The sequence below is a fragment of the Rickettsia japonica YH genome, from assembly GCF_000283595.1.
Lineage (GTDB): Bacteria > Pseudomonadota > Alphaproteobacteria > Rickettsiales > Rickettsiaceae > Rickettsia > Rickettsia rickettsii.
Window position 1 is genome coordinate 1,007,393 of record NC_016050.1, and the last position, 25,638, is coordinate 1,033,030.

Sequence of the window (25,638 nt, forward strand, 5' to 3'; positions counted from 1 at the left end):
ACCTATAATAAAAATTGTCTTAGGACTATTTTGGATAATGACAGGAATTATTTCAAGCATTTTTGTTTATGATGCTAGTATGCAAATTATAATATCACTAGGATTTGATAAACAAATAGCACCTTACATATTATATGGAAGCTGCTTTACAGATATTATTTTTGGCATTCTACTAATTATCAAAAATACAACAAATAGGATATGTAGTTTACAAATTTTATTAATACTAGCTTATACTCTACTATTAACATATCTTAAGCCAATATTGTGGCTAGATCCGCTTGGTCCGATATTTAAAAATATTCCAGTAATATTACTTACTTTAGTATTCATGGCAATAGAACGAGATAAATAATGGATTATCTTTTTATAAAAACTATGCATATTATTAGCTCTACCATTTTATTTGGTACTGGAATTGGTACTGCTTTTTTATGTGGTGGGCAAATAAAACCGGTGATTTGAATGCAACAGCATATGCAGCTCGCACTACAGTTATAGCTGATCTTCTTTTTACTACTCCAACTGTGATAATTCAACCGGTTAGCGGCATAATATTAGTAAATATGCTTGGCTATAATTATTCTGATTTATGGCTTACCTTAACTTATATCAGATACATAATCGCCGGTAGTTGTTGACCTATGGTGGTATGGATTCAAATTCCACTACGAAATATGGCACTTGAAGCATTAAAACCGCAAATTCCCCTACCGGAAAAATATTATAAATTATTTAAATTATGATTCTACCTAGGCTGGCCGGCATTTATCAGTTTGAGTATTATTTTTTTCTTAATGGTATTTAAACCGCTATAATACTAGCTTAGGATAAATTTTATACTAAATTAGTATTGTCCCGTGGTCAAGCCGGCGTTGTTGTGTGGATACCCACCCATCATTGCGAACAGTCGTAGGTCTTGTTGCAGGCTTGTCTATGTCATTCCCGCGTAGGCGGGAATGACATAGAGAAGAAATAATATTTACGCCGGTATATCTGCAATAATCGGTTGTTTTTTGTTTGATTTTGTAGAAATGAGAGAGGTCATTATCGGTTCGACTAAGCCGTTAACTACCTCTTTTGTAATAGTAACACGCTGTTTTTTTAGCTCGGCAACTTTATACATACTATCAAGCAAAAGATGCTCAAGTATTGAACGAAGTCCTCTTGCTCCCGTCTTTTTAGCTAGAGCTTTTTCGGCAATAGCTTCTAAGGCTGAATCATCAATTACAAGCTCAGCATCATCAAGCTCAAATTGTTTCTGATATTGCTTTACTATGGCATTCTTAGGTTTAGTTAAAATTGTAATTAAAGCTTCTGTGTCTAACTCATCTAAAGTAGTAACGATGGGTAATCTACCGATAAATTCAGGAATTAAACCGAATTTAGTTAAATCCTCAATCTCTAGGGATTTAAGAATCTCACTATTATTTTTCTCTTTATCTATATTTACGTTAGCTGCAAAGCCTATAGAACTATTATTAGTTCTTGAGGTTATAATGCTATCAATCCCCATAAAAGCACCACCACAAATAAATAAGATATTTGAAGTATCTAACTGTACGAAATCTTGTTGTGGGTGTTTCCTACCGCCTTGAGGAGGCACGGAAGCAACTGTTCCTTCCATAATTTTAAGTAATGCCTGCTGTACTCCTTCACCCGATACATCCCGTGTAATAGAAGGATTCTCCGATTTACGGGCAATTTTATCAACCTCGTCAATATAAATTATACCTTTTTGTGCTTTTGCTATATTAAACTCAGCTGCTATCAATAAACGTAGTAATATATTCTCAACATCTTCACCGACATACCCGGCTTCCGTTAAAGAAGTAGCATCTGCCATAGTAAAAGGTACGTCTAAAATTTTAGCAAGCGTTTGAGCAAGTAAAGTTTTTCCTGAACCAGTAGGACCGATCAGTAAGATATTCGACTTATTAAGCTCAACGTCATTATTGCCGGATTGTACATATTCAAGCCTCTTATAATGGTTATAAACCGCTACTGCTAAAATCTTTTTCGCTTGATCTTGCCCAACTACATAATCATTTAGAATTCCACATATTTTTTGCGGCGTTGGAATTGAAGAAGTAATTTGCTTTAAAGCAACTTTATTTTCTTCTTTCATAATATCTGTACATAAATCTATACATTCATCACAAATAAATACTGCAGGACCTGCTATCAGTTTTTTTACTTCATGTTGTTTTTTACTACAAAACGAACAAATCAATGCTTTTTTATCAGCTTCTACTACCATTAACTTTCTTTTTTATGTTTATTTTAACAATTCTTACTATAGTACTCTTGCGTACATATAATAATCTTTATGCTCATTTGCAACTATTTCATATTTTTTAAGAATTCCCTCCCTAGCAAAACCGCATCTCTCAAGAAGATTAATTGAACGAAAATTATCAGTAATTACTGTTGCTTGTACTCTTATAATACCAATATAATCAGCAAATTTTAAAATATTCTTTATAGATTTTAACATCATACCTTGACCCCAAAAATTAGGATCTAGATCATAACTTATTTCTGCTCTATGATGCTCTAGATTGATTATATTAAAACCGGCAGTACCTATTAATTTATTATCGTCTTTAATGGCAATTCCCCAATAAAAACTTCTATGATTTTTATATAAACTAGACCAATAACGTATTTCCTCTCCGGCTTCTTCTACGTCTTTAGGCCTATTGCTATCAGTTATATAAATAGCCATTTCCGGCTTACTCATATAATTAAAATAATCTTGTGCATCCTCCACGGCTAACTCTCGTAAAACTATATCGTTTAAATCAAGCACAGGAAAAGGGGCATATAAATGTCCTCTATTTATCATATATACTAACTATTTTTCTGTATAATATAAATATTGCATATTCATATTATACAGAAGATTTTTAAATAATGAGTATACAAGGTGAAAACGGTTTCCACCTTGTATACAAATTTACTTCATATTATTTTATTATTAATTTTATTTATGAGTATATATCTATAATTATACATACTTAATCGGGTCTTGTACATTGTTCTTTTTAAAAGCATCAAGTCGTGCAATGCATGATAGACATTGACCACAAGATAAACCGTCTTCTGTTGGATCATAACATGATATTGTTTTACTATAATCTACTCCAAGCTCAAGCCCTTTTTGAATTATTTGCTCTTTGGTCATATTTATTAAAGGAGCATGGATAGTAATTTTTTCTCCATTTACTCCTACCCTAGTTGCTAAATTTGCCATTGCTTCAAAAGATTTTATATATTCAGGACGACAATCAGGATAGTTAGTATAATCATTAGTGTGTACCCCAATAAAAATATCTCTAGCTCCTATAACCTCAGCAACGCCTAGTGCGTAGCTTAAAAATATTGTATTACGTGCCGGTACATAAGTAACCGGTATGTCACTTGGTAATTGATCTGTGTTTTTAAATTTTGGTACATCTATATTATCATCAGTCAATGCAGAACCGATAAATGACTGCAAATCAATATTAATAACCCTATGTTGTTTTACATTATAATCTTTAATTAATCCTTGGATTTTTTGGACTTCCGGACTATTGCGTCTATGATAATTAAAACTTAGAGCATAAATTTCATAATCCATTTTGCTAACTATCTCAAGAACCGTAGTAGAATCAGGTCCACCGCTTAATAAAATAACTGATTTTTTTTTCATTGTTTTACCGATAAAGTTAATTTTTGAGATACTAAAGCATTTAAACTAATTTTTGCTCTAAGTGCTTCAAGTACTAAAGCTCGATGCACACGTTTATCTACTCTAACATTAAACTGTCCGCTATACTCTTTCCTAGACGGAGCTAAGGGGATAGATTGATTATGACTTATATAACTTTCTTTCATTAAAGTCCAAGCTTGTTGTAATTCTTGCAGTGCTTTTTCAGGCGAATGACCAAAAGCTGATACATTCGGTAGCTCTTCAAACCTTGCTAGCCAATCTCCATCCGTATCTTTAAAAAGTTCTATAGTAAACCCATCAAATGTATCATTTGTTTTCATCTTCATTTCCTTTTGCAAAGTTTAAAAATGGTCGAACTTGATATTCTTTTGCCATATTCCCAAAAGTGTGAATAGATAACCTATTTCCTTTGGGCAAGTACCAAATCTGATGGCTACCTTTTTGCATATCTTTAACCCAACCGCACTTAGTCATTAAAGTATGAATCAGAGAAACTTAATCCTTTAGGATTTTGTTTAGCTTTATTTATAAGTTTTATATACTGATTCATGTTGTAACTATATATAGTTATAATATATAAGTCTAATAATATATGTTAATACAATAAATATTCTTGACTAACTCCTTCTGATAATCTAAATTTACGTTGTTAATTTATGGCGGGTGTAGCTCAGTTGGTTAGAGCATCAGGTTGTGGTTCTGAGGGTCGCGGGTTCGAATCCCGTCACTCGCCCCATATTTTGGAATTGTTGTGTGGTTACCAAATCATCATTGCGAAGAAAATTACAAAGTAATTGACGAAGCAATCCAGTAAAAAAATGCTAAAATTAGTACTTTTTTATTATTTTGCTGGATTGCCACGTCGCTTCGCTCCTTGCAATGACGATTTGACATCCATGAAACAACGCCTACAGTCGCTCGCAATGACATTTTTTTCTTATGGATATCAAACTTCTATATAGACTAGCTAAATATCTAAGGTTCTATAAAAAAGATTTGATCATCGTTATGATCTCTTTACTTAGCGTATCAGCTTCATTATTACTAATCGGTAGTGTTTTTAGAAATTTAGTTGATAAAGGCTTGAGCAAAGACCATATTTTATCGGTTGATAAATCTATATTATATATTTGTTTATTAATTATCATCTTAAGTATTGCCAGTTTTTTTCGTTCATATTTTATCAATAATGTTGCTGAAAAGGCAGTTACTCAAATAAGAAAAGAAGCTTATAGTAATTTAATTAATTATGAAATTGAAGAGTTTGAAGAACTAAAAATCGGCGATATAATTTCACGCCTAACAAATGATATAGATCAAATATCTACTCTCATTGTTAATTTCTTATCTTTTTTTATTCGCAATTCGGTGATGCTAATTGGCGGCATTACATTAATGTTTTTTGAAAGCTTTAAACTCGCTTCTATAGTAATTATTACCATTCCTATCTTATTAATTCCTTTAATTAAATTCGGCAAGCATGTTAAGGTTTTATCTAAAAAAGCTCTAGAATCTAAGTCACTTTTAGCATCGGATATTGATGAAACTTTTAATAATATTAGAGCTATTTATGCTTTTAACCATCAAATAAACAAAATTGCCGATTTTGACAATAAATTACAAAACTATTTAATATACTGCAAAACCCGTTTAAAAATTCGTGCTTTATTCTTTGCGATTTCAATAGCCGTTATATTTCTTGCGATTACTTTAGTCGTTTGGATCGGAGCTTCAGATATAGTGAAAGGCCATTTATCTGCGGGACAAATTATCTCGTTTATTTATTATGCGATTATCGCCGGAGTTAGCTGTGGCGGTATTTTTGAGCTACTAAGCGAAATGCATTTACCTGTTACAGCCCTTGAGAGAATAATTACAATTATAGATAAGACACCTATAGCACATAATAATTATTTAGAATTAAATAATTCCGATCCAATCTCGATAGAATTCAAAAATGTTGATTTTACCTATCATTCAAGACCTAATTTAAGGATTATTAATAATATGTCTTTGAAGATAAATGCCAATAAGTTTCTTGGTATTGTAGGTAGATCAGGTGCAGGAAAAAGTACTGTACTACAGTTACTGCTGCGTTTTTACCGGCAAGAAAACGGCACTATCCTTATTAACAATCAAGATATAACTCTTTTAAATCCTGCTGAAATTCGTAAATTAATTGCCTATGTTCCTCAAGAGGCTAGCATTTTTTCCGGCACTATAAAATCAAATATTATATTCGGTAATAATGAAGCAAGCGACGACGAAATAAATGAGATAATAAAAATTACAGGAATAGAAGAATTTGCTGCTAAACTTCATGACGGTATAAATACTAAAATCGGTGAAAGAGGGGTTAGATTATCAGGAGGACAGAAACAAAGAATAGCTATTGCTAGAGCATTACTACGCATGCCGCAAATTTTGCTTCTTGATGAGGCAATGAGTGCTTTAGATACGATGAGCGAACAGAAATTACTAGAGTCTATAAAAAAAATAATGAAAGGGAACATTATTATATCAATTGCCCATCGAACTAGTAGCATAGAATCAGCTGATTATATTGTAGTAATAGATAAAGGAGGAGTAGTCGCTGAAGGATCACATAATGATTTATCTAAAAACTCAGAAATTTATCGAAATATTTGTAGAGAGCAGTTAACAATATAAAGGGGTATGTCATTCCTGCGAAAGCAGGAATCCAGTCAACCTTAATGTCATACCACGACTTGAGCGTGGTATCTTAGGGCATAATCTGTGACACAAGATCCCGTGGTCAAGCCACGGTATGATACTGAACGCTTTTTACTGGATTCCCGCTTTCGCGGGAATGACAATAAAGTATATAATTGATATATTTGTTACAATAAAAGTTTCTTAATATAAAAAATTTAAATGTTTAATATAATTTAGCTTGAAAGCTGCCGTGGCTTTGTTATAATCGCAATTACAAAACAAAAAAGGTTTACAAAATGAAAAATTTATTAAAAATTTTATTAATTCTAGCTTTCGCGAACTCAGTATTTGCTTCATCAATGCAAATGCCTGCCCCAGCTTCAGTGACAACAACCCAAATACAAGCTATGAGTACTGACGATCAACAAGCTTGGGTTGCTAGTTTAACAGCAGATCAGTATAATATGTTAAGTCCTGATGTCCAAAAGTGGGTAATGGAGAATACTACCGATACTCAAAAACAAGCTTTAGGAATTAATCAGTAATATTTTAATTAATTTTTAAAATTGATATGGGACTGTTAACAAAATAATTTTAATTGATAATTAAAAAGAATTTTTAGCGAAAATTAATAAGAGTTTTGAAGGAATAGTTAATCCTATTTCAAAAAAGCCTTATAATTTGCAGTAAAAATAAATTTAATTAGCTTTAAAATTTATTTTGTTAATAGTCCCACATGTTGGGAATTATTATTCTTAACATATATTACTAAAAGTTTCTGCTTGCACTTCCTTTCAGTCTTCCTGTTATCGTGTCATGTATATACTCCTGATAAATAAAAATTTCTAGACGAGCATAAATATTCATTTATTCTTTCTTTAGTAAAACAATACACTCATTATTGTAAGCTATAAGAATATAGAAAGCTAATTTGTTGTGTGGCTTTGCTGCCATTCCTGCGTCCTTATTTATGTCATTCCCGCAAAAATGTTGTTGCGTGGAATGAAGCAATCTTGGGAAGAATTCCTGAGATTACCATGCTCACTAACGTTCGCTCGCATCGGTTTTTCCATCATTGCGAGAAAATTTACAATTAGTAAATTAATGACGACCTGGTATCTATGCAACAATGCCTCGCAGGGATAACATTGCGTAGGCTTTCGGCTTCAATAATACTTTGCTAAAATAACCTCAAACTAACAATTACTTATGAAATTAATTATTACCGTAATCATCATGGAAATACTCGCTGGAGCGGAAATAGATTTATTCGTTCCAAGTTTTCCTGAAATACAAAATACATTCAACCTTTCAACTTTTATGACAGAGTTACTACTTGGTGTTAATCTAACTGCTTATTGTATTACTTCGCTTATAGTCGGTAATTTAGGAGATAGGTACGGACGCAGACCAATTATTATACTCGGTTTACTAATTTTTAATCTTGGTAGTTTATTTTGTGTATTTGCAAATAATTATGCAGCTATATTATTTGGAAGATTTTTGCAAGGATGCGGGATATCATCGGTTGCAGTGCTAGTATATGTTGTTCTTGCCGATATTTATTCGGTACAAGAACAGCAAAGATTCATGGGCATTTTAAACGGCACTATTGCCCTTGCTATGGCAATAGCACCGGTTATAGGTAGCTACGTCAATTTATTTTGGGGCTGGCGTGGCAATTTTGTTTTGTTGCTTATAGTAGGTTTGATCAGTCTAATTCTTGGTATATTATTTATTCCAAAAAGAGAAGTTAATAAAAAAATACGTATTTCTTTAAAAGAATATATACCTATCTTCAAATCGCCAAAAGCTATATATTATATACTTACAATGATATTTCTTGCACAAGGATATTGGATATTTATTGGGATTGCTCCTATTTTATATATGCAAGATTTAGGTGTAACTTTAGAATATTTTGGACTTTATCAAGGAGCAATGGCAGCTCTATTCTCAATTATGAGCTTTTCAAGCGGTTATTGCTTTAAAAAATTCGGTATTAAAAATTGCTTCTATTTTGGAGTTATATTTATAATACTATTTCTACTAGGAAATAGCATATTAGTTGTATATAATATTAATAATCCTTTAACCATAACAATAGTTACTTTATTATTATCTCTTGGCGTGATATATCCGATTAACATATTATGGCCATTGCTTTTAGAAGCTATTCCGGACGGTAAAGCTCGTATGACGGCTATTTTCACTGTGGCTAGATTGATTTTAACGGCATTTGGGCTGCAATTAGTAGGATTTTTATATAACGGTACTTTTACTCCTCTTGGCATTACTATATCCAGTGTTACGCTATTTGGGTTAGTAACATTACCTAAATTATTTAAGTACGATAAAGTCTTTGAGATTTCTAGTAACGTGTAGATGTCTTTGTGTCATCAATTGTGTCATCATTGCGAGGAAAAACTGTAAGTTTTGACGAAGCAATCTCAGAAATTTGTTATTATTTCATAAGATTGCCACGCAGCCTACGGCTGCTCACAATGACAAAAAGCTGATTCACACAGGAATAACCTAGAAACTGATGTAAGAAAAAATAAACAAATGATCAATAACAATTTTATCTTCAAGATAGCTTTCAGATATTTTAGAGCTAAGAAAAATGAAAAGTTTGTTTCTATTATTTCTGCCTTTTCTTTAGTGGGCATAATGATCGGCGTTGCAGCATTGATAGTAGTCATGTCCGTTATGAACGGTTTTCATATAGAGCTTACTAAAAATATTATCGGCTTAAATGGGGATATAGTGATAAATCGGCAAGGTGGTAGTATTGATAACTATGAAGAGATTAAAGCCAAACTCCTAAAACAAGATTATGTAAAGCATGTAACATTCATTGCTCACGGTCAAGCTTTGGCTCTTGGTAAAAGTAATAATAGCGGTGTGCTTGTTAAAGGTATGAAATTAAAGGATCTAAGTGTAAGAAACGAAATTTTTAAAAATGTAAATTTTGGTAGTTTTGATAATTTTCATGGCAAAAACGTAATAGCACTCGGAGAACAATTAGCAAGCAATTTAGGCGTAACCGTTGGGGATAAGATTAGATTAATTTCACCGAATTCAGTTTCTACAACCTTTGGCAGTATGCCAAGATCAAAAGAATTTAAAGTTATAGCAATTTTCAATAGCGGTATGTATGATTATGATTTGACAACGATATTAATGCCGCTTACCGCAGCACAAAATTTCTTATCTCTCGGCAACGATATTAATTTAATCGAAATTAATAGTCTAGATCCCGATAAAGCTCTCACATATTCATATAAAATACAATCACTATTAGGTCCAACCCTATATGTATTTAATTGGCAAACCTTAAATTCACAATTTTTAAGTGCTCTTGCTGTTGAGCGTACGGCTATGTTTACTATTCTATCTTTAATTATTACGGTTGCCGCATTTAATATTATTTCAAGCTTATTTATGCTTGTTAAAGATAAAACTTCAGATATTGCAATTCTTAGAACTATGGGAGCAAGCACTAAGCAAATAATGCTTATTTTTATCTATAACGGAATGTTTATAGGATTACTTGGCACAACACTAGGTGTAATCCTTGGTGTTACCTTTTCTTACAATATTCAAACTATCAAGAATTATTTGGAGCGTATAACCGGTACTAAAATTTTCGAGGCAGCTATTTATTTTCTTTATAGTTTACCTTCAAAAGTAAGAGCTGAGGATATTATTTTAATTACCTCTTTATCTATAATATTGTGTTTTCTTGCAACAATTTATCCTTCTTATAGAGCCTCAAAATTAAATCCCGTGGATGCCCTAAGATATGAATAATACAGTCCTCATTTTAAAAAATATCTCAAAACATTACAGCCAAGGCAAAACTATTGTTAGAGTACTAGATGATCTTAATCTAACGGTTAATGAAGGTGAATTAATCGCTATAATAGGTTCTTCAGGTAGCGGCAAATCAACTTTACTACATATTGCCGGCTTGCTTGATAAACCTACAAACGGTCAAGTCATCATACCAAATAGCAAGTATCAAAAATATCATCTCATTCGTCTGCATTATTTAGGTTTTATCTATCAACAACATCACTTACTTAAAGATTTTACCGCTCTTGAAAATGTTATTATGCCAAGGCTTATTAGTGGTCTTGATCAAAAAGAAGCAATAGAAGATGCAACAAAGATATTAGATGATTTAGGGCTTGGGAAAAAACTCTATAATATGCCCGGAGAATTATCGGGAGGAGAACAACAACGGGTCGCTATAGCTCGGAGCTTAATTAATAAGCCGAAAATTATTTTAGCAGATGAACCGACAGGTAATTTAGATCCCAAAACTACAAATGAAGTATTTAATTTATTTTTAAAAGTAGCAAGAGAACAAAATACCGCAATTATTATGGTAACACATAACCATGAATTAGCACATAAAATGGATAAATTATATAAGCTAAATCACGGATTATTAAATATAGCTTGATTTAAAGCTCAAAAATTCTAATAATTATATGTAGGTTCTGTGAAGATTTCTAAAAAGATTTAATTTTGGCTCTTTTTTGCTGCAAATTACAAGATTTTTTTGAAATATGAATAACTATTCCTTCAAAAACCTTATTAATTTTTGCTAAAAAATATCTTAAAATAGCAAATCAATTAGAAATTTTCACAGAACCTAATATTCTTTTAATAAAGGTTAGTAATGGCTGAGCCTATTATATTTACTCTTTTACTTGGAGATGAAGATCGGATATTAGAGAAAATAAACAAGCAGGAAACTCAAAATACACTGCCTATTATCCGACTAGAAGTTAATAAAGCATCACATATATCCGATAAAGAACGTATTTTTTCAGAGATCTTACAAGAATCCCACAAAAAGGGCAAAATACCGATTTTTAATATTCAACTTAATAACAATAACATACAACCTATTTTTAAGGTACAAGATTTAATTAATTTACAAAATTTAAATATAAAAACTACTATTACTTTTGATCAATATAATTCATTACCCCAAAATTCTGAACTAGCAGCTTATTGGAAGCAAATGATAAAAAAAGTTGATCATGTTTTTTTTACAAATGAAGCAGATCAAAATTTATCTATAGCCGATGGTATAGTACCAAAAGATAAAGCCACTACAATTACGGATATAAGTTTAGTAACATCTGTTTTTAACAATCTTGTATATGATCGTAAAATTGATCAATTACTTTCCGGTACAATACCTGATAAAGAAAAGCTAGATAAAATAATAAAAAACGCTAAAAATCAAGGCGGTAGAGTGATTATAGAAACTTGGCCTCTTTCTGCAGACGAAGCAACAAATCTTATCACTGCTAAATTCGGTATTACCTCTGAAGATCAAATGTACGGATTGAAACTCGAAATTAATGAAATCTTAAAAGATTCAAATAATGCTGCTGGAAACTTAAAAAAATATGTATCACAAATATCTAGGCAATTTCAAAAAGATTTAGGTAAAACTGAGGTAAATCCTATTGACTTTAATTTTAATACAAAGAAAGTGATGAATGATAGACCTAAGGATATACAAGTAGAACAAACAACATCATATGAACCTCCAAAAGCAAACCAACCACAACCGCAAGGTTTTTTTAAAAGAATTTTTAACTATTTTAAAGATATAATAACTAGTTTTAAAGAAGCAATATTCGGCAAAAAAGAAGAACCTAAAACTCACGAATCAACAACTCCAACTACGGAAGCAAAGCCGACAATAACAGAAGAACCACTAACCACTGTTGCATCTTCTATAAATCCACCACAACAGCAAGCTCCCGCTAATAATCAAAAACCATGGGAAAAATTAGGAATTCCACAGGAAATGTATAAGGAATCTCTAAAAGCAGAACAACAATTAGCCAAACCAGTAATAGAGCCAAAACAGCAGATACCTGAAAAAAAATCATCACTGGTTATAAATACTGAAGATCAAGTTGGTGTTTATAATACAGGAAATATAAAACAACCTACTTATTTATACACTGAAGATGATATAAAAAATATATTGGAAGCAAATATAGATAAGAATATGTGCTCTATATTTCATCATGCCTCTTTAGAAGAGCCGGAAATACTAAAAGATACTCTTCGTGTTACAGTAGAGGATTTAATACTAGATAATAAGCCTGCAATTATACCACTAAATACAGGACATAACCATTGGTTACTCTTAATGGCTAGTAAAGATGATAAAGGTAATATAAACTTTATGTATAATGATCCCTATGGTGAGCCATTGGAATCTCGACCAAAAGTAACAGAATATATTACCGCAATTTATCCCGATGCAAAAATAACAGACCTAAATACCAAACAACAAGAAAATGTATATGATTGCGGAGTTTTCGTATGCGATAGTGCGATAAAACTCTCTAAAGGGCAAAAAATTCTAACTACTGAAGAATCTAAAGACCAAGGTATAAATTTAAGGAAAACTCAAGCTAATACATTATTAATACAGCAACAAGCAATAGCGATTGGACACAAATCACGCAATACATCATCTACAAATAACAAATTTCACAATCTTATTAACAGCCGAAAAACAAAAGATACTGAAAGGAGTCGTTGATAACAAAAAAACATTAGGCAAAATCTATAATTACTAATATAATTATTTATAGTTAATTTATATTTTAACAAGGAATGACTACCATACTTGTGATCGTTATTATAATAATGATCGCCTTATCTGCTTTATTTGCCGCTACCGAAACTGCTATTACCGCTTCTTCCCCAGGGAAGATTCATAAGCTTAAAATCACCGGTAATAAGCGTGCTAAAACAGTTTTAGAGGTTCTTAAGAAAAAAGAAAAGGTCATAGGAACTTTATTAATAGGTAATAGTTTAATCAATACTGTTTGTACCACTATTGCTACTACTCTCTTTATTAGCTTTCTTGGAGATAATGGACCCATTGTTGCTTCCGGCGTTATGGCTTTTATAATTATTGTTTTTGCCGAAGTAGTACCGAAAGCAATAGCCGTTGCTAAACCTGAACAATTAGCATTAAAAATGGCTTCAACTATCGTAATATTTTTAAAGCTTTTCAAACCTATTAATATTGCTCTTGATTACATTACAAAAATATTTTGCTTCATATTTCGTATTAATTTACATCCTCAAATATCAGGAACGGAAGAAGTAAGAGGCGTGATTGAGCATTACCATCAAGAAGGCGGAGTTTATAAATCTGATCGTAATATGCTCGGCGGGATATTAGATATACGTAATATGACGGTATCGGAAATTATGACTCACAGAAGTAGTATTATAGCCCTTAATATCGACCTACCTCATGAAGTGATAATTAAAACTTTATTATCGGGTGCTCATACACGTATACCTTTATGGCAAGATAATAGAGATAATATAATAGGAATTCTCAATCTAAAAGATTTGCTTAAAGCATTATACGAAAATAATAATGATGCAAAAAAAGTGGATATTAATAAACTTCTAACCCCACCTTGGTTTATCCCTGAGAATGCACTTGTAGTAGACCAGCTACATGCATTTAGAGAACGTAATAATCATTTTGCTTGTGTTGTAGATGAGTATGGTACTCTACTAGGTATTATTACTCTTGAAGATGTTATAGAAGAAATAGTAGGACCAATTACTGATGAACATGATAGACTTAATAATGAAATTATCAAGAAGTCTAATACCGAGTTCATTATAAAAGGAACTACGACTATTAGAGATATTAACCGAGAACTTGATTGGAATTTATCGGATGAAGATGCAAACACTATAGCAGGATTAATAATCCATAAAATTGCTAGAATTCCAAATCAAGGGGAAATAATTGAAATATTTAATTTAAAGGTAATTATTTTAAAGAAAATTGCCAATAAGATTGATAGCGTAAAAATTACCGTATTACCTACTACCGAGGAAACAATAAGCAGTGAGTGAAATCGGTAATTTTTTACTGCTAACAACGATGTGCTTGTCGGTTATCGGTTTGTCTTTTGTCTTTTATGTCATTCCTGCGAAAGCGGGAATCCATAAAAAATCTCTGTTTTATAGACTTGATTCCCGCTTTCGCGGGAATGACAACTACCTCATTACTTGTCCATTCTACATAGCTGCCTCATGTACTATACTTGCCTTTTTTACCCTAGTCTATGCTTTTATTATCTCTGACTTTTCACTACAAAATGTTTTCTTAAATTCCAGTACTTTAAAACCTTTAATATATAAAATAGCCGGTAGTTGGTCGAGCCACGAAGGCTCAATGTTATTATGGTTTTGTTTATTACAAATCGTTAGTTGCTGTTATATATTTTTACTTGAAGATAACCGTCTTAAATTTTTATCTATTATTATTCTATCAGCCATACAATTATTTTTTAGCAGCTTTATTTACTTTACCTCCAATCCTTTTAATGTGTTTTCTTTCGTTCCTAAAGAAGGGTTAGGCTTAAACCCGATGCTACAAGATATTGCTTTGAGCATCCATCCTCCTCTACTTTATTTAGGCTATGTTAGCTATGTAGTACCGTTTACTATTGTTTGTGCCTCTATGTCATTCTCATACCCACTTACGTCATTCCCGCAGAAGCGGGAATCCATTAATGACAGAAGACTTCTCAAAACATTTTCCAATATCGGTATCTTATTTACTACCATAGGAATTAGCCTTGGTTCTTGGTGGGCATATAGAGAACTCGGCTGGGGCGGATTTTGGTTTTTTGATCCGGTAGAAAATATTTCACTATTTCCTTGGTTATCCGGAATTATGCTCCATCATTCTATAATTGTAACAACAAAAACCGGACGTATGCAAAACTGGACAGTAATTTTATCCATCATTACTTTTTTATTAGTAATATTTAGTGCTTTTTTAGTACGTTCCGGTTTTATTACCTCAATTCACTCTTTTGCATTCTCACCTGAGAGAGGAATATACTTGCTTGGAATATTTTTGATTATGGGGATTGGTAGTATTGGGTTGTATACTATCACATCATTGCGAGGAAATGCATTAGCATTGACGAAGCAATCTCAGGAAACTAACCGAGATTGCCACAGCCACTTTCGTGGCTTCGCAATGACGAATTGTGGAAACTCCATACTCCTCGGTAATATATTCCTCCTTCTTAGCCTTATTGTGCTAATAGCTGCCACACTTTATCCGCCAATTTACTCTTTATTCGACGATAAATCTATTATTATTAGTGAAACATTTTTTGTTAATAATTTTATTATATTCGTTATCCCTATTCTTGGTACCATAGGATTATTTACTACCAGAAGCTCTATTAAAAAACATATTATAATTCTAATATTATCTCTAATAATTACTTATTTAATATCATTAAAAGTAACATTTAGTGTTATATCGATTTTAACTATAATCGCATCTATATTTCTCATGCTTCATAATATTCATTATCTTTTGGTTAAAACTAATTATTGTAGAAATAGACTTAAAGCAAGTAACGCTAGTATGATCCTTGGGCATTTTGGTTTTGCACTAATTAGTTTTAGTATTACTATGAATACATTATTACAAAGTGAAATGGATTTTACCGGCAGAGTAGGAATAAGTAAAACATTTAACGAATTTAAAGTAACATTGCAAAATATTAAGTTTGCTCAAGGTAAAAATTATTATAGACAAATTGCTGAATTTTGGCTTGAGGATAATAGCCGTAATATAACTATATTAAAGCCGGAAAATAGGCTTTATATAGTTGAAAAGAGTTTATCGCAAGAAAGTGATATATACTCTTACTTATCATATGATCTTTACGCAGTTTTAAGTAATATAGACGGCGATATAATCCATGCTAAAATATATTACAAGCCAACGATGAGCTTTATTTGGCTTGGAATTATTCTTACCGCTTCCGGTTTTTTTATTGCACTAATCAGAAAAAATTCTAGCTAATTTGAACCATCACATTTAAGGTTTAAAATTTTTATACTATTCGGATGATCAGCTCCGAATTGTTCTATCTGATTATTACGGAATTTTTCATACCAAAATTTCTTAGGTAAAGTACAACTAGCTTTAGCGGCTGCAAAAGACATATTACTTATTTCATACACATTTTTCATATTTTCTTTATAGTTATTCCAATATATATTTTCAGCAGTAGCATAAGTATCTACCGCCTCCTCATTTTGATTAAGTAACACTAGTGCATCCCCTTCAGCAACAAACGTTTTTGCCAACTCTATATCCGGTGATATAATAATCTCTTTGTTAGGTCTAGTTGGATCATTAAGAAAAATTGCTTTAGCTTTTTTATTCTAGAGCTTCGGTAACATCACCTAAACCTAGTTTTGCTCTTGATTTTTGGGTAAAAATTCGTCCAAATACTTAATTTTCCTCTTTTTTACTTGACTTATTCATATCATATACTTCTTCTAATAAAGAAAGAGCTTCCTGATGTTTCTTAAGATTATTTAATACATCTAATTTAATGAGATATGAACCGGTAAGAAATAAATCTTGAAGTTTCCCGTTTTCGGTACAAGCATTTATAGTATCGTCAATTCTTCTTAATGCTTCATAATTTTTACCTTAGATATTAAATAATTTAGCTTTTGCATAATATATAGTTGCTATGTCAGTTTGATCTACTAGATTTTGATTGAACATATCTTCCATCATTTGGATATTTTTTTCTGCTTCTTCTAGATTTCCTAGCTGAATATTGGATATAGCCGAACCGAAAACTACATTACATTTTATGGAATCATATCCTTTCACTTCATCAAATACCTGCTTAGCTTTCGTATCATATTCAATTGCTTTTTTAGGATCTGACCAAGTTCTATAATACCACCCTATACGTCCTAAATATGCAGCATAAGCAAATTTTTCTTCATTATTCATTGTCCATAATTTAAATTTACCTTTTTGATCGTTTTTATCACACCAATTTACTAATTTTTTTGAGTTATATAAATCGGAAGAATTAGCATATTGTATTAATAAATTTATAACTCTAAAATTTTATATATCGATATATCGTATTTTTCTGCATTTTTTGTAATTAATCCGGTATAGTTTTAGCATTTCTAAAAATACGCCCCTTTACTAAACTTTTAGGTATAGAATTTAAAAGATTAGTAACACTCGTTTAAGATATTCTTTATTTCCTTTATCTCCATTTATTTGTAATATTTTTTTAGCTATAACATCATGCATTTTAAATATCAGATTAACTTCATTAGGTTCAATATTAGAGATCAAAGCAAATTTAGAAAACTGATAAATATCATCATCTAGACTATGCTTATCTTCAGTAATAGAATTTAATAATTCTTGTGAAAAACTTTGATTATTAAACAATGCTATCCCATCTAGTAATCTCTTGGCACTAGGCTTTAATTCATTGCTAACAAGTTTTATATTTAGCTCAATTTTATCCTTAGAGGCTCGGATAAGCTCCAAATGCTTGAGTCAAAAAATTTATTAATTCCGGATTTTTATTTTCCAATATATTTTTTTGCAAGTAATACAGCTTCCGGCTTAGTGAAAGCGTTTGCTTTGATTATGTTAGATAATAATTCATTGTATTGGGAACAAAATATAATATTACCGTTATACTCCCAATTAATAAAATCCTCTATTTTCTTATTCTCGCCTATTTTTAAATTATCAAACACCAATAACCATTTATCTTTACTTGCTAGATAAACCATTAAATCTTTCTTCATCACTGCCATATCTTCTGAAATCACCGGTGATTTTACCTTTATCTTGCTTTTTTCTGGATCCCTGCCTACGCGGGGATGACATATAGTAGGTTTTGAGCCATGCAACAAGGCATGTAGGCGGGAAGAAAGAACAAACAAAGCCCCCTTTTTTCAAAGAGGGCTTTTTTCTTGAGGAACTTATAAACGTGCTAATCGGGAGCGATTAGAAGTTTACACGGACTTTTAGAGTACCTTGATGTGCAGTATATTTACTTGCAATCTGAGCATCGTAACCGATTCCGTACTCCATCTTAGCATCAGATCTTATGCTTGCACTTAAACCTAAATTATAAGATGTTTTAGCGGTTCTGTCAGGCTGGCTGATACACGGAGTAACTTGTCCGTCTAATACAGACTGAGTTTTAGATAATCTACCGGTTACTTTGTGAACCACAAAAGCATGAACTTCCGGATATACCGCAAAATCAGTTATGTTCATAGTACCGCCGGCTACTTTAGCACCTACTATTAAATCGGTTCTATCACTAAACTTGCTGTTAACTTGCTTGTTTGCAACTGTTGTACCGGTTTCTTTGTAGTTTTCGTCAGAAGACTTTAAGTAGCTAAGTCCTGCCATTGGAGTTACTAACACACCTTGCATCGCATTGTAATCATAACCGACTGTTAAGTTACCACCGAATGTCATGTTATCGTAATTACCGGCAGCAATTTGCTTGCTCATATTACCGTTAGCATCGAAGAAGTAACGCTGACTTTTGTTCTTCACTTGGTTTAAGCTAAATATTGCACTACCTTGAGCAAAGAAGTTCTCAACAAACTGCTGGGCACCATATAGAGAGAATGAGAAACCGTTAACGTCGGTTTTATCACCTTTCTTATAATCTTGGTGTTTTATATCAGTTTTAGTGATACCAATAGCAGCACCGATCATTAAGTTATTGTTAGCTAGCGTATCTAAACCGATTACAATACCGGTGGTTTTAGCTTTATAACCAGCTAAACCACCTTTCTTACTTTGATGTGCATCAGTATAGAAAGGTTTTGCCCATATACCGTAAGCTACATTATCAACAGCCTCGTCACCTGCAGCAACCGCAGCCGGTATTGCTCCCGCTTCAGATCCAACCATTTCAGGAGTACCTAAATATCTAAGAGCACCTAATCTGTTACCAAGTTGAGCTTGGATATCTTTAGCTACATCTAATTGTGCATTAGTTATGGCCGCACTTGTATCGGTAACGATAGTTCCGACAAAATTAGCAGAATCAGCACTATTTTTAGCTAAAAGAAGATTATTATATGCTGCAGTATTAGTTGCATTTACAAATGTTGTAACGTTCTGACCTACACCCGGTGCACCTCCAAACGGACTATTTGTGATATCATTAGTAACTATGTTTTCTGCATTGTTAGTACGCGTTATTACATAATCTTGGTTAGCAGCACGTATTAAACCGTAATTTACGAAACGATTACTTCCGGTTACAGTAAAGTTAGGACCTCCTAAAGTACCGTTAAATCTAGCACCACCTTGGATTAAAGTATAAGTTTGTGTACCACTGAAATTTGCATTGGCATTATCTTGTACGTTAATGGTTGTAGTTCCTGTAGTTGTTGCATTAACTTGCGCACCTTCCGCGATAACGATGTGACCTATATTACCGTTTGCTAATGTTAAAGTAGTTTCAATAGAAGTATTATTTCCCCATGTTGAAGTACCACCTGCAAATGTTAAAGTATTTGTAAGAAGATCGATTTTACCGTTAATAGCAGTAGTACTGCCGCCTAAAATTACATTAGAATTTACAATACCTAAGTTATAAGTACCAAAGTCTATGACTTGTGAATAAATATTTCCTTTTAATCCTGCACCATTATTACTACCTGTAAATCTAACAGAAGCTACAGGAGTATCTGAATCACCTATATTACCGACGAATGCATTACCTAAATAAGTTACAGTACCGTTATTAGCTTTAGTAGTAACAATCATACTTGTAGAATTAGAAAATATACCGTCAGCAAATCTTACATTAGCGTTACCGTTAACACTTCCAAGAGTAATTTTACCGTCAAAATCTGTTCCGGCTATACCGCCTGCGGCTATACCGCCTGTAGTAACAGTTACACCGTCATTAATTGTTGTGTTAGTTGCAATAATATTACCTAAGTTGTTATAGTCTGTAGTAAACGTTACTTGCTTGAACTTTGAAGCGCCAATACCTGTGCCTAAGCCATAAACTGTACCAGGGGTATTAGGAACACCACCGCTAAGTGTGACAGTACCTTGATTATTGTTTATAGTACCGATACCTGCATATAATGTAGTAGCATTAACAATTATGCCGTTATCGCTTCCAAGACCTAGACCTACGATATTATTTTGATCACCGATTACTTGACCGTCAGCGATGACACTATCAACACCTGAAACAATCACGCTAGGAACACTAAAACCTTCAGCTGTTTCATTACCTACGGTACTTTTAATTGTTAAAGGAATTGTGTTGCCTGCATCATTGAATGGAATACCGCTAGGTAAGAATAAAACTGCACCTAAACTTGAATTTTCAAAAGCAATCGTATCAGTCATGGCACCATGATAATTACCTGCATTACCTATCTCATTAACCACTACGTTACCGGGACCAGAAACCGTTATTTGTTTTAAAGCATTAACAGGTACAGCTTGTTTGTTTAATGTTACGTTAATAGGACCGGTATTAACGAATTCTACTATACCAGTACCATCAGCAGATGCAATAAAGTCTGCAGTATAGTTACCACTAATTTGTAAGGTAGAATTAGCTGCAATTGTAGTGTTACCGTTAAATGTTGCATTACCTAAGAACTTAACAGTAGTACCGTTATCTAATGCTACAGTATTAAACTTATTACCTTGCTGTCCACCGACTGTACCGCTTACTATATTTTTTCCACCGGCATTAAAGACAAAAGAACCTACGTTAGCATCGGTAGTAGTAATATTAGTAGCATATAAATTTACCCCTTCACCAACATTTAATACAGTATCAGCACGAGCCCCTTTAGATCCAAAATTAATTTCTGCAAGTGGATTTGCAGCACTACCTAAATTTGTACCGGCTGCAAGAGTTGTATTATTATTTACAACAGGATTAAATATTATTTTACCTTGACCGGCAGCATTTGTAGTTCTTGTTATTAAATAAGTATTATGAGCGAATTGTACTGAACCGTTATTTCCAATAACTAACTCGTTAATAGCAACATTACCGCCATTTAAAGTTGTTTTACTTGAGCCAATATTAAATTGTCCAAGAGTTGTATTATTAGCTCCAATAATACCGATTGTACCGCTAATAGTTAAAGTTTGAGCATTTGTTAGGCTACTCGCATCAACAACGCCTGTTTGATCAGTAGCTATAGCTAAATCACAATCAACTACAATATTATTTTGCGTGCTTGTTAATTTAATAGTACCACCGTTAGCTTGGAAATTAATCGTTCCACCGTTAGCACTGATAATATTTGCTCCACCAAGTGTTAATGTTTTTGTAGCATCGTTAGCTAAAGTAATGCTTTGTAACGCAGCACCGCCGCCACCGTTCCCTATATCGCCGGTAATTGTAGCACTACCGTCTAAGGTAATAGCACCGGCTGCAAGCACACCGCCGACAAGAACAGTTTGGTTAACTTTACCGTTTATAACTGTACCATCAGCAAGTTTAAAGACAGAACCGGCATTTCCTAAACGTAACTCGGCAGTATGTGTTCCTGATAATTGGACAACTCCGACACCTGATGCTTCAATTGCTGTAATATTATTTGTCACCGCAACATTTGCATCTGCACTAGCACTTGCTAAAGTACCGTTAGCAGCAAAAGTTATCACACCTGCAGTGTTACCGGGATTGTTAGCATCACCTGTAAAATTACCGGTAAGGGTCATAGTATCAGGAACTGTAACCTGTGCTGCAAGATTACCGAAATCAGTAGTACCAAAGTTTGAGTTTTGGGTTATTGCAACTATAGAAGCTGCTGTTTTAAAGGCAGTAGTACCATCTATACCAACGTCAACTATGTGTCTAAAATTTACTTGTCCATTTGCATTAGCACTTTGTATAACCATGTCTTTAGCATAAACTTGTCCATCGATTGTTGCTGCCTTACCATTATCTACGCTAACAACAAATCCTGCAGCTCTACCTGCGCCATTATTAGTACCTATTACTGCATTAGCAGGGCCGGCATTAGCTATAAGTTGACCGTTTATTGCAACAGTGTTCAATTCGATAATACCTTTTAGATTACCGCCTAAACTTCCTGTAACGTTAAAGTCGGTAGCAGCACCATTCTTACTTAATAATACTAATCTACCCGTACCGTCTGTTCCATTAAAATTAATAGTAGTACCACCTGCTTGTAAGTTTAAAGCATTAGCATTAGTAGCATTAGTATTGAACATGAAACCTTGACCGTCACCGATATTAATTGCCTTAACAGTAGCAAAACTTTTATCTGAAACTTGAATAAATCCATTAGTAACATTTAATGTACCATTAGCACCATTAACTATTAAAGCATTATCTGCAAGTATAAGAGGAGCTTTTTGAGTTGTAGGATTTGCTAAATCAAATACTAATGTAGAAGCCGCAGCACCGAAATCTATTGTTCCTAAACCGCTAAGGTCATTATTGGCAATAGCAGCACCACCATTAAATTTTGCAACAATATTTTGAGCATTGTGTGTAGCAGCAGATTGTACATTAGTAATACCTTGACCTGTTATAGTAAGAGTTTTACCGGCATCAAGCGTAAGGTTAAAGCGGTTAGCGTTATTAGCAGCATTATTGATGAACCCTAAGGTAGTATCTTCACTCACTGTCACTGCTAAATTGTTTGCATTACTTAAAAACAAACCGTTAAAACTACCAGCTGGAGTATTTAAATTAATACCATTATTAGCATTAGCAGTAATAACTGCATTTGGAGCAACTGCAACATTTGCAAGAGCGACAGTTTGGTCAAATCCCACACCATCAACAGTTGTAGCAACTCCGTTTGTTGTTCTATTCTGCTGTATAGCAGCACCCATAGCTGAACCTGCAAAACTGGCTACTATGGTAGCTGTAGAAGCAGTTACCAACCCTGCGGAAATTAATTTTTTTAGAAAATTTGGTTTTTGAGCCATAATTTTTGTCCTATATTTAAGTTAAAATTTAGTACCTAGTATTAAAACAAACTTATCAAATGTGAGCCAAGATATCCCACATTTGATAAGGAAATAACCTAATATTTTGTTTCAATAGTTTCTAAACTACAAGCTGTAGCATACTATATATTGTATATAATTACAAGCATCGCTATAGTTTTTTTATAAAGTTTTAATAAATGTTATATTTTTACCACATTGGCGTTATCCCTTATCAGGGTCATCCCGTAGCTTGACCGCGGGATCCAAAAAAAATAACTTAATAAGTATACATTTTTGATTTTTTTATATGGATACCGCTACAAACTTGCAGTATGACACCAAGAATTGGATCCCGTAGTCAAGTCACGGGATGACATATTTTCGTCTCACGGGATGACGAACTAATGATCCCCCTAATCTTTGTTAAATATTAGCACTTCAGCAGTATTTGCCCATTTTAGCATTTCATCGTATTTAGTATGCCAAATACGCATAATTTCTTTTTCATATTCTACAATTTGCTCTTCTAATCCTTCAAATTGTTTCACCATTTGACGTGCTTTAGAAAATATCGTGTCATTAGTAACGTCAAAAACTTTTTTCAAATGACGGTCTTGTTCTTCTTTATAATTTAAACGAGCTGCTCTACCAAGCTCGGCATCTTTATGCATATTTTCACTTCTTATCTGTATTTCAAAATGACGTTTAGAGTGTAAAAGCTGCATTATATTATGAAGAGACTGATAGCCGTTGCTTTTTGGTCTATTGATATAATCTTTGGTGTATAACCAATCTAAATGCGGAGAACTCTTAACTACGTCCAAAGCATTATAGCATAGAGCTTTAGATTTAACTATAATCCTACATGCAATTAAGTCTTTCAATGCATCAATCGGCACTTCTTTCCTTGTCATCTTTTTTAAAACAGAATAAGGTTCTTTAAGACGCATATATATCTCATTTTCTATATCTGCTTTATTTAAATCTTCTTTAAGCAGATTAATAATATCACAAATCAAATCCCCTCCTGCTACCTAAAATTCTCTATATCTCTATTCTTAGTAAATATTACCTATAGCTTTTAGAACTTAAATCCACAAGACTGTTCATAACACTATTCAAGTAATTTATAAAATTAATTCTTTAACTAAAAATTAAAAAACAGATTAATAGTAAAAATAAATTTTTTCAATATAATTGTTTAATTAATTTTAACTTAGATTAATTGGATAAGTTCCTTAATAGCCATTTTACGGCTAAATACCTGCCGTTGTGCAGTTCCGTTGTCATACCGTGGCTTTATGACCACAGGATCTTACATTACAGACTGTGTCCTAAGATACCGCGGTCGAACCGCGTTATGACATTAAATGAATAATAACATTAAGCAATAAACAAGTCAGAAAATTTATCTATAGAACTTTCCGAAACACTACATAGAACTTCAGACATTTTGTTAAATTCTCCAGTACATTCAAGCACTATATCTACACCTGCATCTAAAACTTCTTTGGTCATATCTGCCATACTACCGCTTAAAGCTTTCATATCTATTGCATCGGAAATAATAAGCCCTTTAAAGCCGATATTATTTTTAATATAGTCTATCACTTTTTTCGATAGGGTGGCAGGATTCTCAGGATCAAGAGCTTTATAAATTATATGTGCCGTCATAGCAAGTTTAATATTATCGTGCTTCGCGAGCTCCTTAAATACTTTAAAGTCTGTTTTTGCTAACTCTTCTATATCAGCATCGACAATAGGTAATTTTTTATGGCTATCCACCGTAGCTCTACCATGGCCCGGAATATGTTTTATACAAGCCCCAACTTTCTCTTCTTGTAATCCGTCTATAGCAGCTAAACATAAAGGCACGACTACTTCCGGCTCCCCGCCGAAACTTCTATCGCCGACTATCTTGTCTGCTCCTTCGTGGATCAAATCCGCTACCGGTGCAAAATCTAGATTAATTCCTACTTCTCTCAGCTCTTTCGCAATATCACTATAATTTTGTTTACATGCTTGGGGATCAGTAAAAGTTTGAGCAGCCGGAGCGTCATAAAAAGTCGGTGCTATGAGCCTTTGTACCCTACCGCCTTCTTGATCTATAGAGATGATAGTATTTTCCCCTAATACTTCTTTTATATCTGCAATAAGCTTAATAAGGGCTTCTTTAGCCTGCGCACCGTTATCATTCTTTCTAATATTACGACGGAATAAAATTACACCTAAAGGATTATGCTCTTCAAATAATTCTCTTTCGGCATCGGTTAATTCAGGACCAGATATACCTATAATTACTGGCTTCACCATTTGTCTTATTGTCATAATATGTTTCTTTCTTTTCTTTAAAACGTGATATGACAAG

22 protein-coding genes and 1 tRNA gene are annotated in these 25,638 nt (G+C 32.9%); 11 read left to right on the top strand and 12 right to left on the bottom strand.

The genetic code is table 11. The features are described 5' to 3' along the window. The first annotated feature begins 37 nt into the window (after positions 1 to 37). Both RJP_RS05530 and RJP_RS05535 read left to right on the top strand, forming a co-directional pair. Positions 38 to 355, top strand: a complete 318-nt coding sequence (locus RJP_RS05530) for a DoxX-like family protein (RefSeq protein ID WP_041405564.1) — start codon at positions 38 to 40, stop codon at positions 353 to 355. Between the two features lie 49 nt (positions 356 to 404). After that, the gene (locus RJP_RS05535) at positions 405 to 641 is read left to right on the top strand and encodes a DUF2269 family protein (RefSeq protein WP_390889713.1); all 237 of its coding nucleotides are present in this window, start codon (positions 405 to 407) and stop codon (positions 639 to 641) included. A 341-nt stretch (positions 642 to 982) separates the two neighbouring features. Here the strand turns inward: RJP_RS05535 and clpX are convergent, their stop codons facing one another. The 5 genes from clpX to RJP_RS07175 form a co-directional block, all read right to left on the bottom strand. Next, positions 983 to 2,260, bottom strand: coding sequence for an ATP-dependent Clp protease ATP-binding subunit ClpX (clpX, locus tag RJP_RS05540; RefSeq protein ID WP_014121025.1), 1,278 nt, complete (start codon positions 2,258 to 2,260; stop codon positions 983 to 985). A gap of 36 nt (positions 2,261 to 2,296) precedes the next feature. Next, positions 2,297 to 2,848, bottom strand: coding sequence for a GNAT family N-acetyltransferase (locus RJP_RS05545; protein ID WP_014121026.1), 552 nt, complete (start codon positions 2,846 to 2,848; stop codon positions 2,297 to 2,299). A 162-nt stretch (positions 2,849 to 3,010) separates the two neighbouring features. Then, positions 3,011 to 3,697 (bottom strand): 7-cyano-7-deazaguanine synthase QueC, encoded by a 687-nt coding sequence (gene queC / locus RJP_RS05550; RefSeq protein ID WP_014014690.1) that lies wholly within the window; start codon positions 3,695 to 3,697, stop codon positions 3,011 to 3,013. Further along, entirely contained in the window at positions 3,694 to 4,038 is a 345-nt protein-coding gene (locus RJP_RS05555; RefSeq protein WP_024704340.1) for a type II toxin-antitoxin system HicB family antitoxin, read from the bottom strand. The genes queC and RJP_RS05555 overlap by 4 nt, the downstream gene beginning before the upstream one ends. Next, complete coding sequence (locus RJP_RS07175; RefSeq protein WP_070105539.1) at positions 4,025 to 4,192, bottom strand: type II toxin-antitoxin system HicA family toxin; 168 nt, start codon at positions 4,190 to 4,192, stop codon at positions 4,025 to 4,027. The genes RJP_RS05555 and RJP_RS07175 overlap by 14 nt, the downstream gene beginning before the upstream one ends. A 185-nt stretch (positions 4,193 to 4,377) precedes the next feature. Between RJP_RS07175 and RJP_RS05560 the strand changes: the two genes are divergently transcribed. The 9 genes from RJP_RS05560 to RJP_RS05600 all read left to right on the top strand — a co-directional run bounded on the left by RJP_RS05560 (position 4,378) and on the right by RJP_RS05600 (position 16,313). Next, positions 4,378 to 4,454: transfer RNA gene (locus RJP_RS05560), tRNA-His, on the top strand. A 203-nt stretch (positions 4,455 to 4,657) separates the two neighbouring features. Further along, entirely contained in the window at positions 4,658 to 6,388 is a 1,731-nt protein-coding gene (locus tag RJP_RS05565; RefSeq protein WP_014121028.1) for an ABC transporter ATP-binding protein, read from the top strand. 302 nt (positions 6,389 to 6,690) lie between these two features. Next, on the top strand, positions 6,691 to 6,939 hold the full coding sequence (locus RJP_RS05570; RefSeq protein ID WP_014014694.1) for a DUF2673 domain-containing protein: 249 nt from the start codon (positions 6,691 to 6,693) through the stop codon (positions 6,937 to 6,939). Positions 6,940 to 7,603: 664 nt separating this feature from the next. After that, the gene (locus RJP_RS05575) at positions 7,604 to 8,779 is read left to right on the top strand and encodes a multidrug effflux MFS transporter (protein ID WP_014121029.1); all 1,176 of its coding nucleotides are present in this window, start codon (positions 7,604 to 7,606) and stop codon (positions 8,777 to 8,779) included. A gap of 180 nt (positions 8,780 to 8,959) precedes the next feature. Continuing rightward, on the top strand, positions 8,960 to 10,207 hold the full coding sequence (locus RJP_RS05580) for a lipoprotein-releasing ABC transporter permease subunit (protein ID WP_014121030.1): 1,248 nt from the start codon (positions 8,960 to 8,962) through the stop codon (positions 10,205 to 10,207). Further along, positions 10,200 to 10,865 carry an ABC transporter ATP-binding protein gene (locus RJP_RS05585; protein WP_014014697.1) on the top strand — a complete coding sequence of 222 codons (666 nt, stop codon included), beginning with the start codon at positions 10,200 to 10,202 and terminating at the stop codon, positions 10,863 to 10,865. Before RJP_RS05580 ends, RJP_RS05585 begins: the two co-directional genes overlap by 8 nt. Before the next feature lie 219 nt (positions 10,866 to 11,084). Further along, a complete protein-coding gene (locus RJP_RS05590) occupies positions 11,085 to 12,983 on the top strand; it encodes a Ulp1 family isopeptidase (RefSeq protein ID WP_014121031.1) in 1,899 nt (632 codons plus the stop codon). A gap of 74 nt (positions 12,984 to 13,057) precedes the next feature. Then, the gene (locus tag RJP_RS05595) at positions 13,058 to 14,332 is read left to right on the top strand and encodes an HlyC/CorC family transporter (protein WP_014121032.1); all 1,275 of its coding nucleotides are present in this window, start codon (positions 13,058 to 13,060) and stop codon (positions 14,330 to 14,332) included. Continuing rightward, positions 14,325 to 16,313, top strand: coding sequence for a heme lyase CcmF/NrfE family subunit (locus RJP_RS05600; RefSeq protein WP_014121033.1), 1,989 nt, complete (start codon positions 14,325 to 14,327; stop codon positions 16,311 to 16,313). The genes RJP_RS05595 and RJP_RS05600 overlap by 8 nt, the downstream gene beginning before the upstream one ends. On the opposite strand, the gene RJP_RS05605 is transcribed toward RJP_RS05600, so the two are convergent. The 7 genes from RJP_RS05605 to nagZ form a co-directional block, all read right to left on the bottom strand. Beyond that, positions 16,310 to 16,600, bottom strand: coding sequence for a hypothetical protein (locus tag RJP_RS05605; RefSeq protein WP_024704342.1), 291 nt, complete (start codon positions 16,598 to 16,600; stop codon positions 16,310 to 16,312). The two genes, RJP_RS05600 and RJP_RS05605, sit on opposite strands and share 4 nt — an antisense overlap. 352 nt (positions 16,601 to 16,952) lie before the next feature. Further along, positions 16,953 to 17,267, bottom strand: a complete 315-nt coding sequence (locus tag RJP_RS05610; protein ID WP_225981260.1) for a hypothetical protein — start codon at positions 17,265 to 17,267, stop codon at positions 16,953 to 16,955. A gap of 225 nt (positions 17,268 to 17,492) precedes the next feature. Beyond that, the gene (locus RJP_RS08740; RefSeq protein ID WP_050982255.1) at positions 17,493 to 17,828 is read right to left on the bottom strand and encodes a hypothetical protein; all 336 of its coding nucleotides are present in this window, start codon (positions 17,826 to 17,828) and stop codon (positions 17,493 to 17,495) included. Between the two features lie 35 nt (positions 17,829 to 17,863). After that, positions 17,864 to 18,232, bottom strand: a complete 369-nt coding sequence (locus RJP_RS05620; protein WP_231839095.1) for a hypothetical protein — start codon at positions 18,230 to 18,232, stop codon at positions 17,864 to 17,866. A 64-nt stretch (positions 18,233 to 18,296) separates the two neighbouring features. Beyond that, positions 18,297 to 23,267 carry an outer membrane protein OmpB gene (ompB, locus tag RJP_RS05625; RefSeq protein ID WP_014121034.1) on the bottom strand — a complete coding sequence of 1,657 codons (4,971 nt, stop codon included), beginning with the start codon at positions 23,265 to 23,267 and terminating at the stop codon, positions 18,297 to 18,299. A 416-nt stretch (positions 23,268 to 23,683) separates the two neighbouring features. Next, entirely contained in the window at positions 23,684 to 24,289 is a 606-nt protein-coding gene (locus RJP_RS05630; RefSeq protein ID WP_014121035.1) for a guanosine polyphosphate pyrophosphohydrolase, read from the bottom strand. Between the two features lie 364 nt (positions 24,290 to 24,653). After that, positions 24,654 to 25,598, bottom strand: coding sequence for a beta-N-acetylhexosaminidase (gene nagZ / locus RJP_RS05635; RefSeq protein ID WP_024704343.1), 945 nt, complete (start codon positions 25,596 to 25,598; stop codon positions 24,654 to 24,656). Between the last annotated feature and the right edge of the window lie 40 nt (positions 25,599 to 25,638).

Bases quoted from the DNA above. Each gene is read 5' to 3' on its own strand.
- RJP_RS05580 (WP_014121030.1), top strand. From the start codon at position 8,960: ATGATCAATAACAATTTTATCTTCAAGATAGCTTTCAGATATTTTAGA.
- RJP_RS05570 (WP_014014694.1), top strand. From the start codon at position 6,691: ATGAAAAATTTATTAAAAATTTTATTAATTCTAGCTTTCGCGAACTCA.
- RJP_RS07175 (WP_070105539.1), bottom strand. From the start codon at position 4,192: ATGACTAAGTGCGGTTGGGTTAAAGATATGCAAAAAGGTAGCCATCAG.
- RJP_RS05545 (WP_014121026.1), bottom strand. From the start codon at position 2,848: ATGATAAATAGAGGACATTTATATGCCCCTTTTCCTGTGCTTGATTTA.
- RJP_RS05565 (WP_014121028.1), top strand. From the start codon at position 4,658: ATGGATATCAAACTTCTATATAGACTAGCTAAATATCTAAGGTTCTAT.
- queC (WP_014014690.1), bottom strand. From the start codon at position 3,697: ATGAAAAAAAAATCAGTTATTTTATTAAGCGGTGGACCTGATTCTACT.
- RJP_RS05585 (WP_014014697.1), top strand. From the start codon at position 10,200: ATGAATAATACAGTCCTCATTTTAAAAAATATCTCAAAACATTACAGC.
- clpX (WP_014121025.1), bottom strand. From the start codon at position 2,260: ATGGTAGTAGAAGCTGATAAAAAAGCATTGATTTGTTCGTTTTGTAGT.
- ompB (WP_014121034.1), bottom strand. From the start codon at position 23,267: ATGGCTCAAAAACCAAATTTTCTAAAAAAATTAATTTCCGCAGGGTTG.
- RJP_RS05555 (WP_024704340.1), bottom strand. From the start codon at position 4,038: ATGAAAACAAATGATACATTTGATGGGTTTACTATAGAACTTTTTAAA.
- RJP_RS05590 (WP_014121031.1), top strand. From the start codon at position 11,085: ATGGCTGAGCCTATTATATTTACTCTTTTACTTGGAGATGAAGATCGG.
- RJP_RS05595 (WP_014121032.1), top strand. From the start codon at position 13,058: ATGACTACCATACTTGTGATCGTTATTATAATAATGATCGCCTTATCT.
- RJP_RS05530 (WP_041405564.1), top strand. From the start codon at position 38: ATGACAGGAATTATTTCAAGCATTTTTGTTTATGATGCTAGTATGCAA.
- RJP_RS05575 (WP_014121029.1), top strand. From the start codon at position 7,604: ATGAAATTAATTATTACCGTAATCATCATGGAAATACTCGCTGGAGCG.
- RJP_RS05610 (WP_225981260.1), bottom strand. From the start codon at position 17,267: ATGAATAATGAAGAAAAATTTGCTTATGCTGCATATTTAGGACGTATA.
- nagZ (WP_024704343.1), bottom strand. From the start codon at position 25,598: ATGACAATAAGACAAATGGTGAAGCCAGTAATTATAGGTATATCTGGT.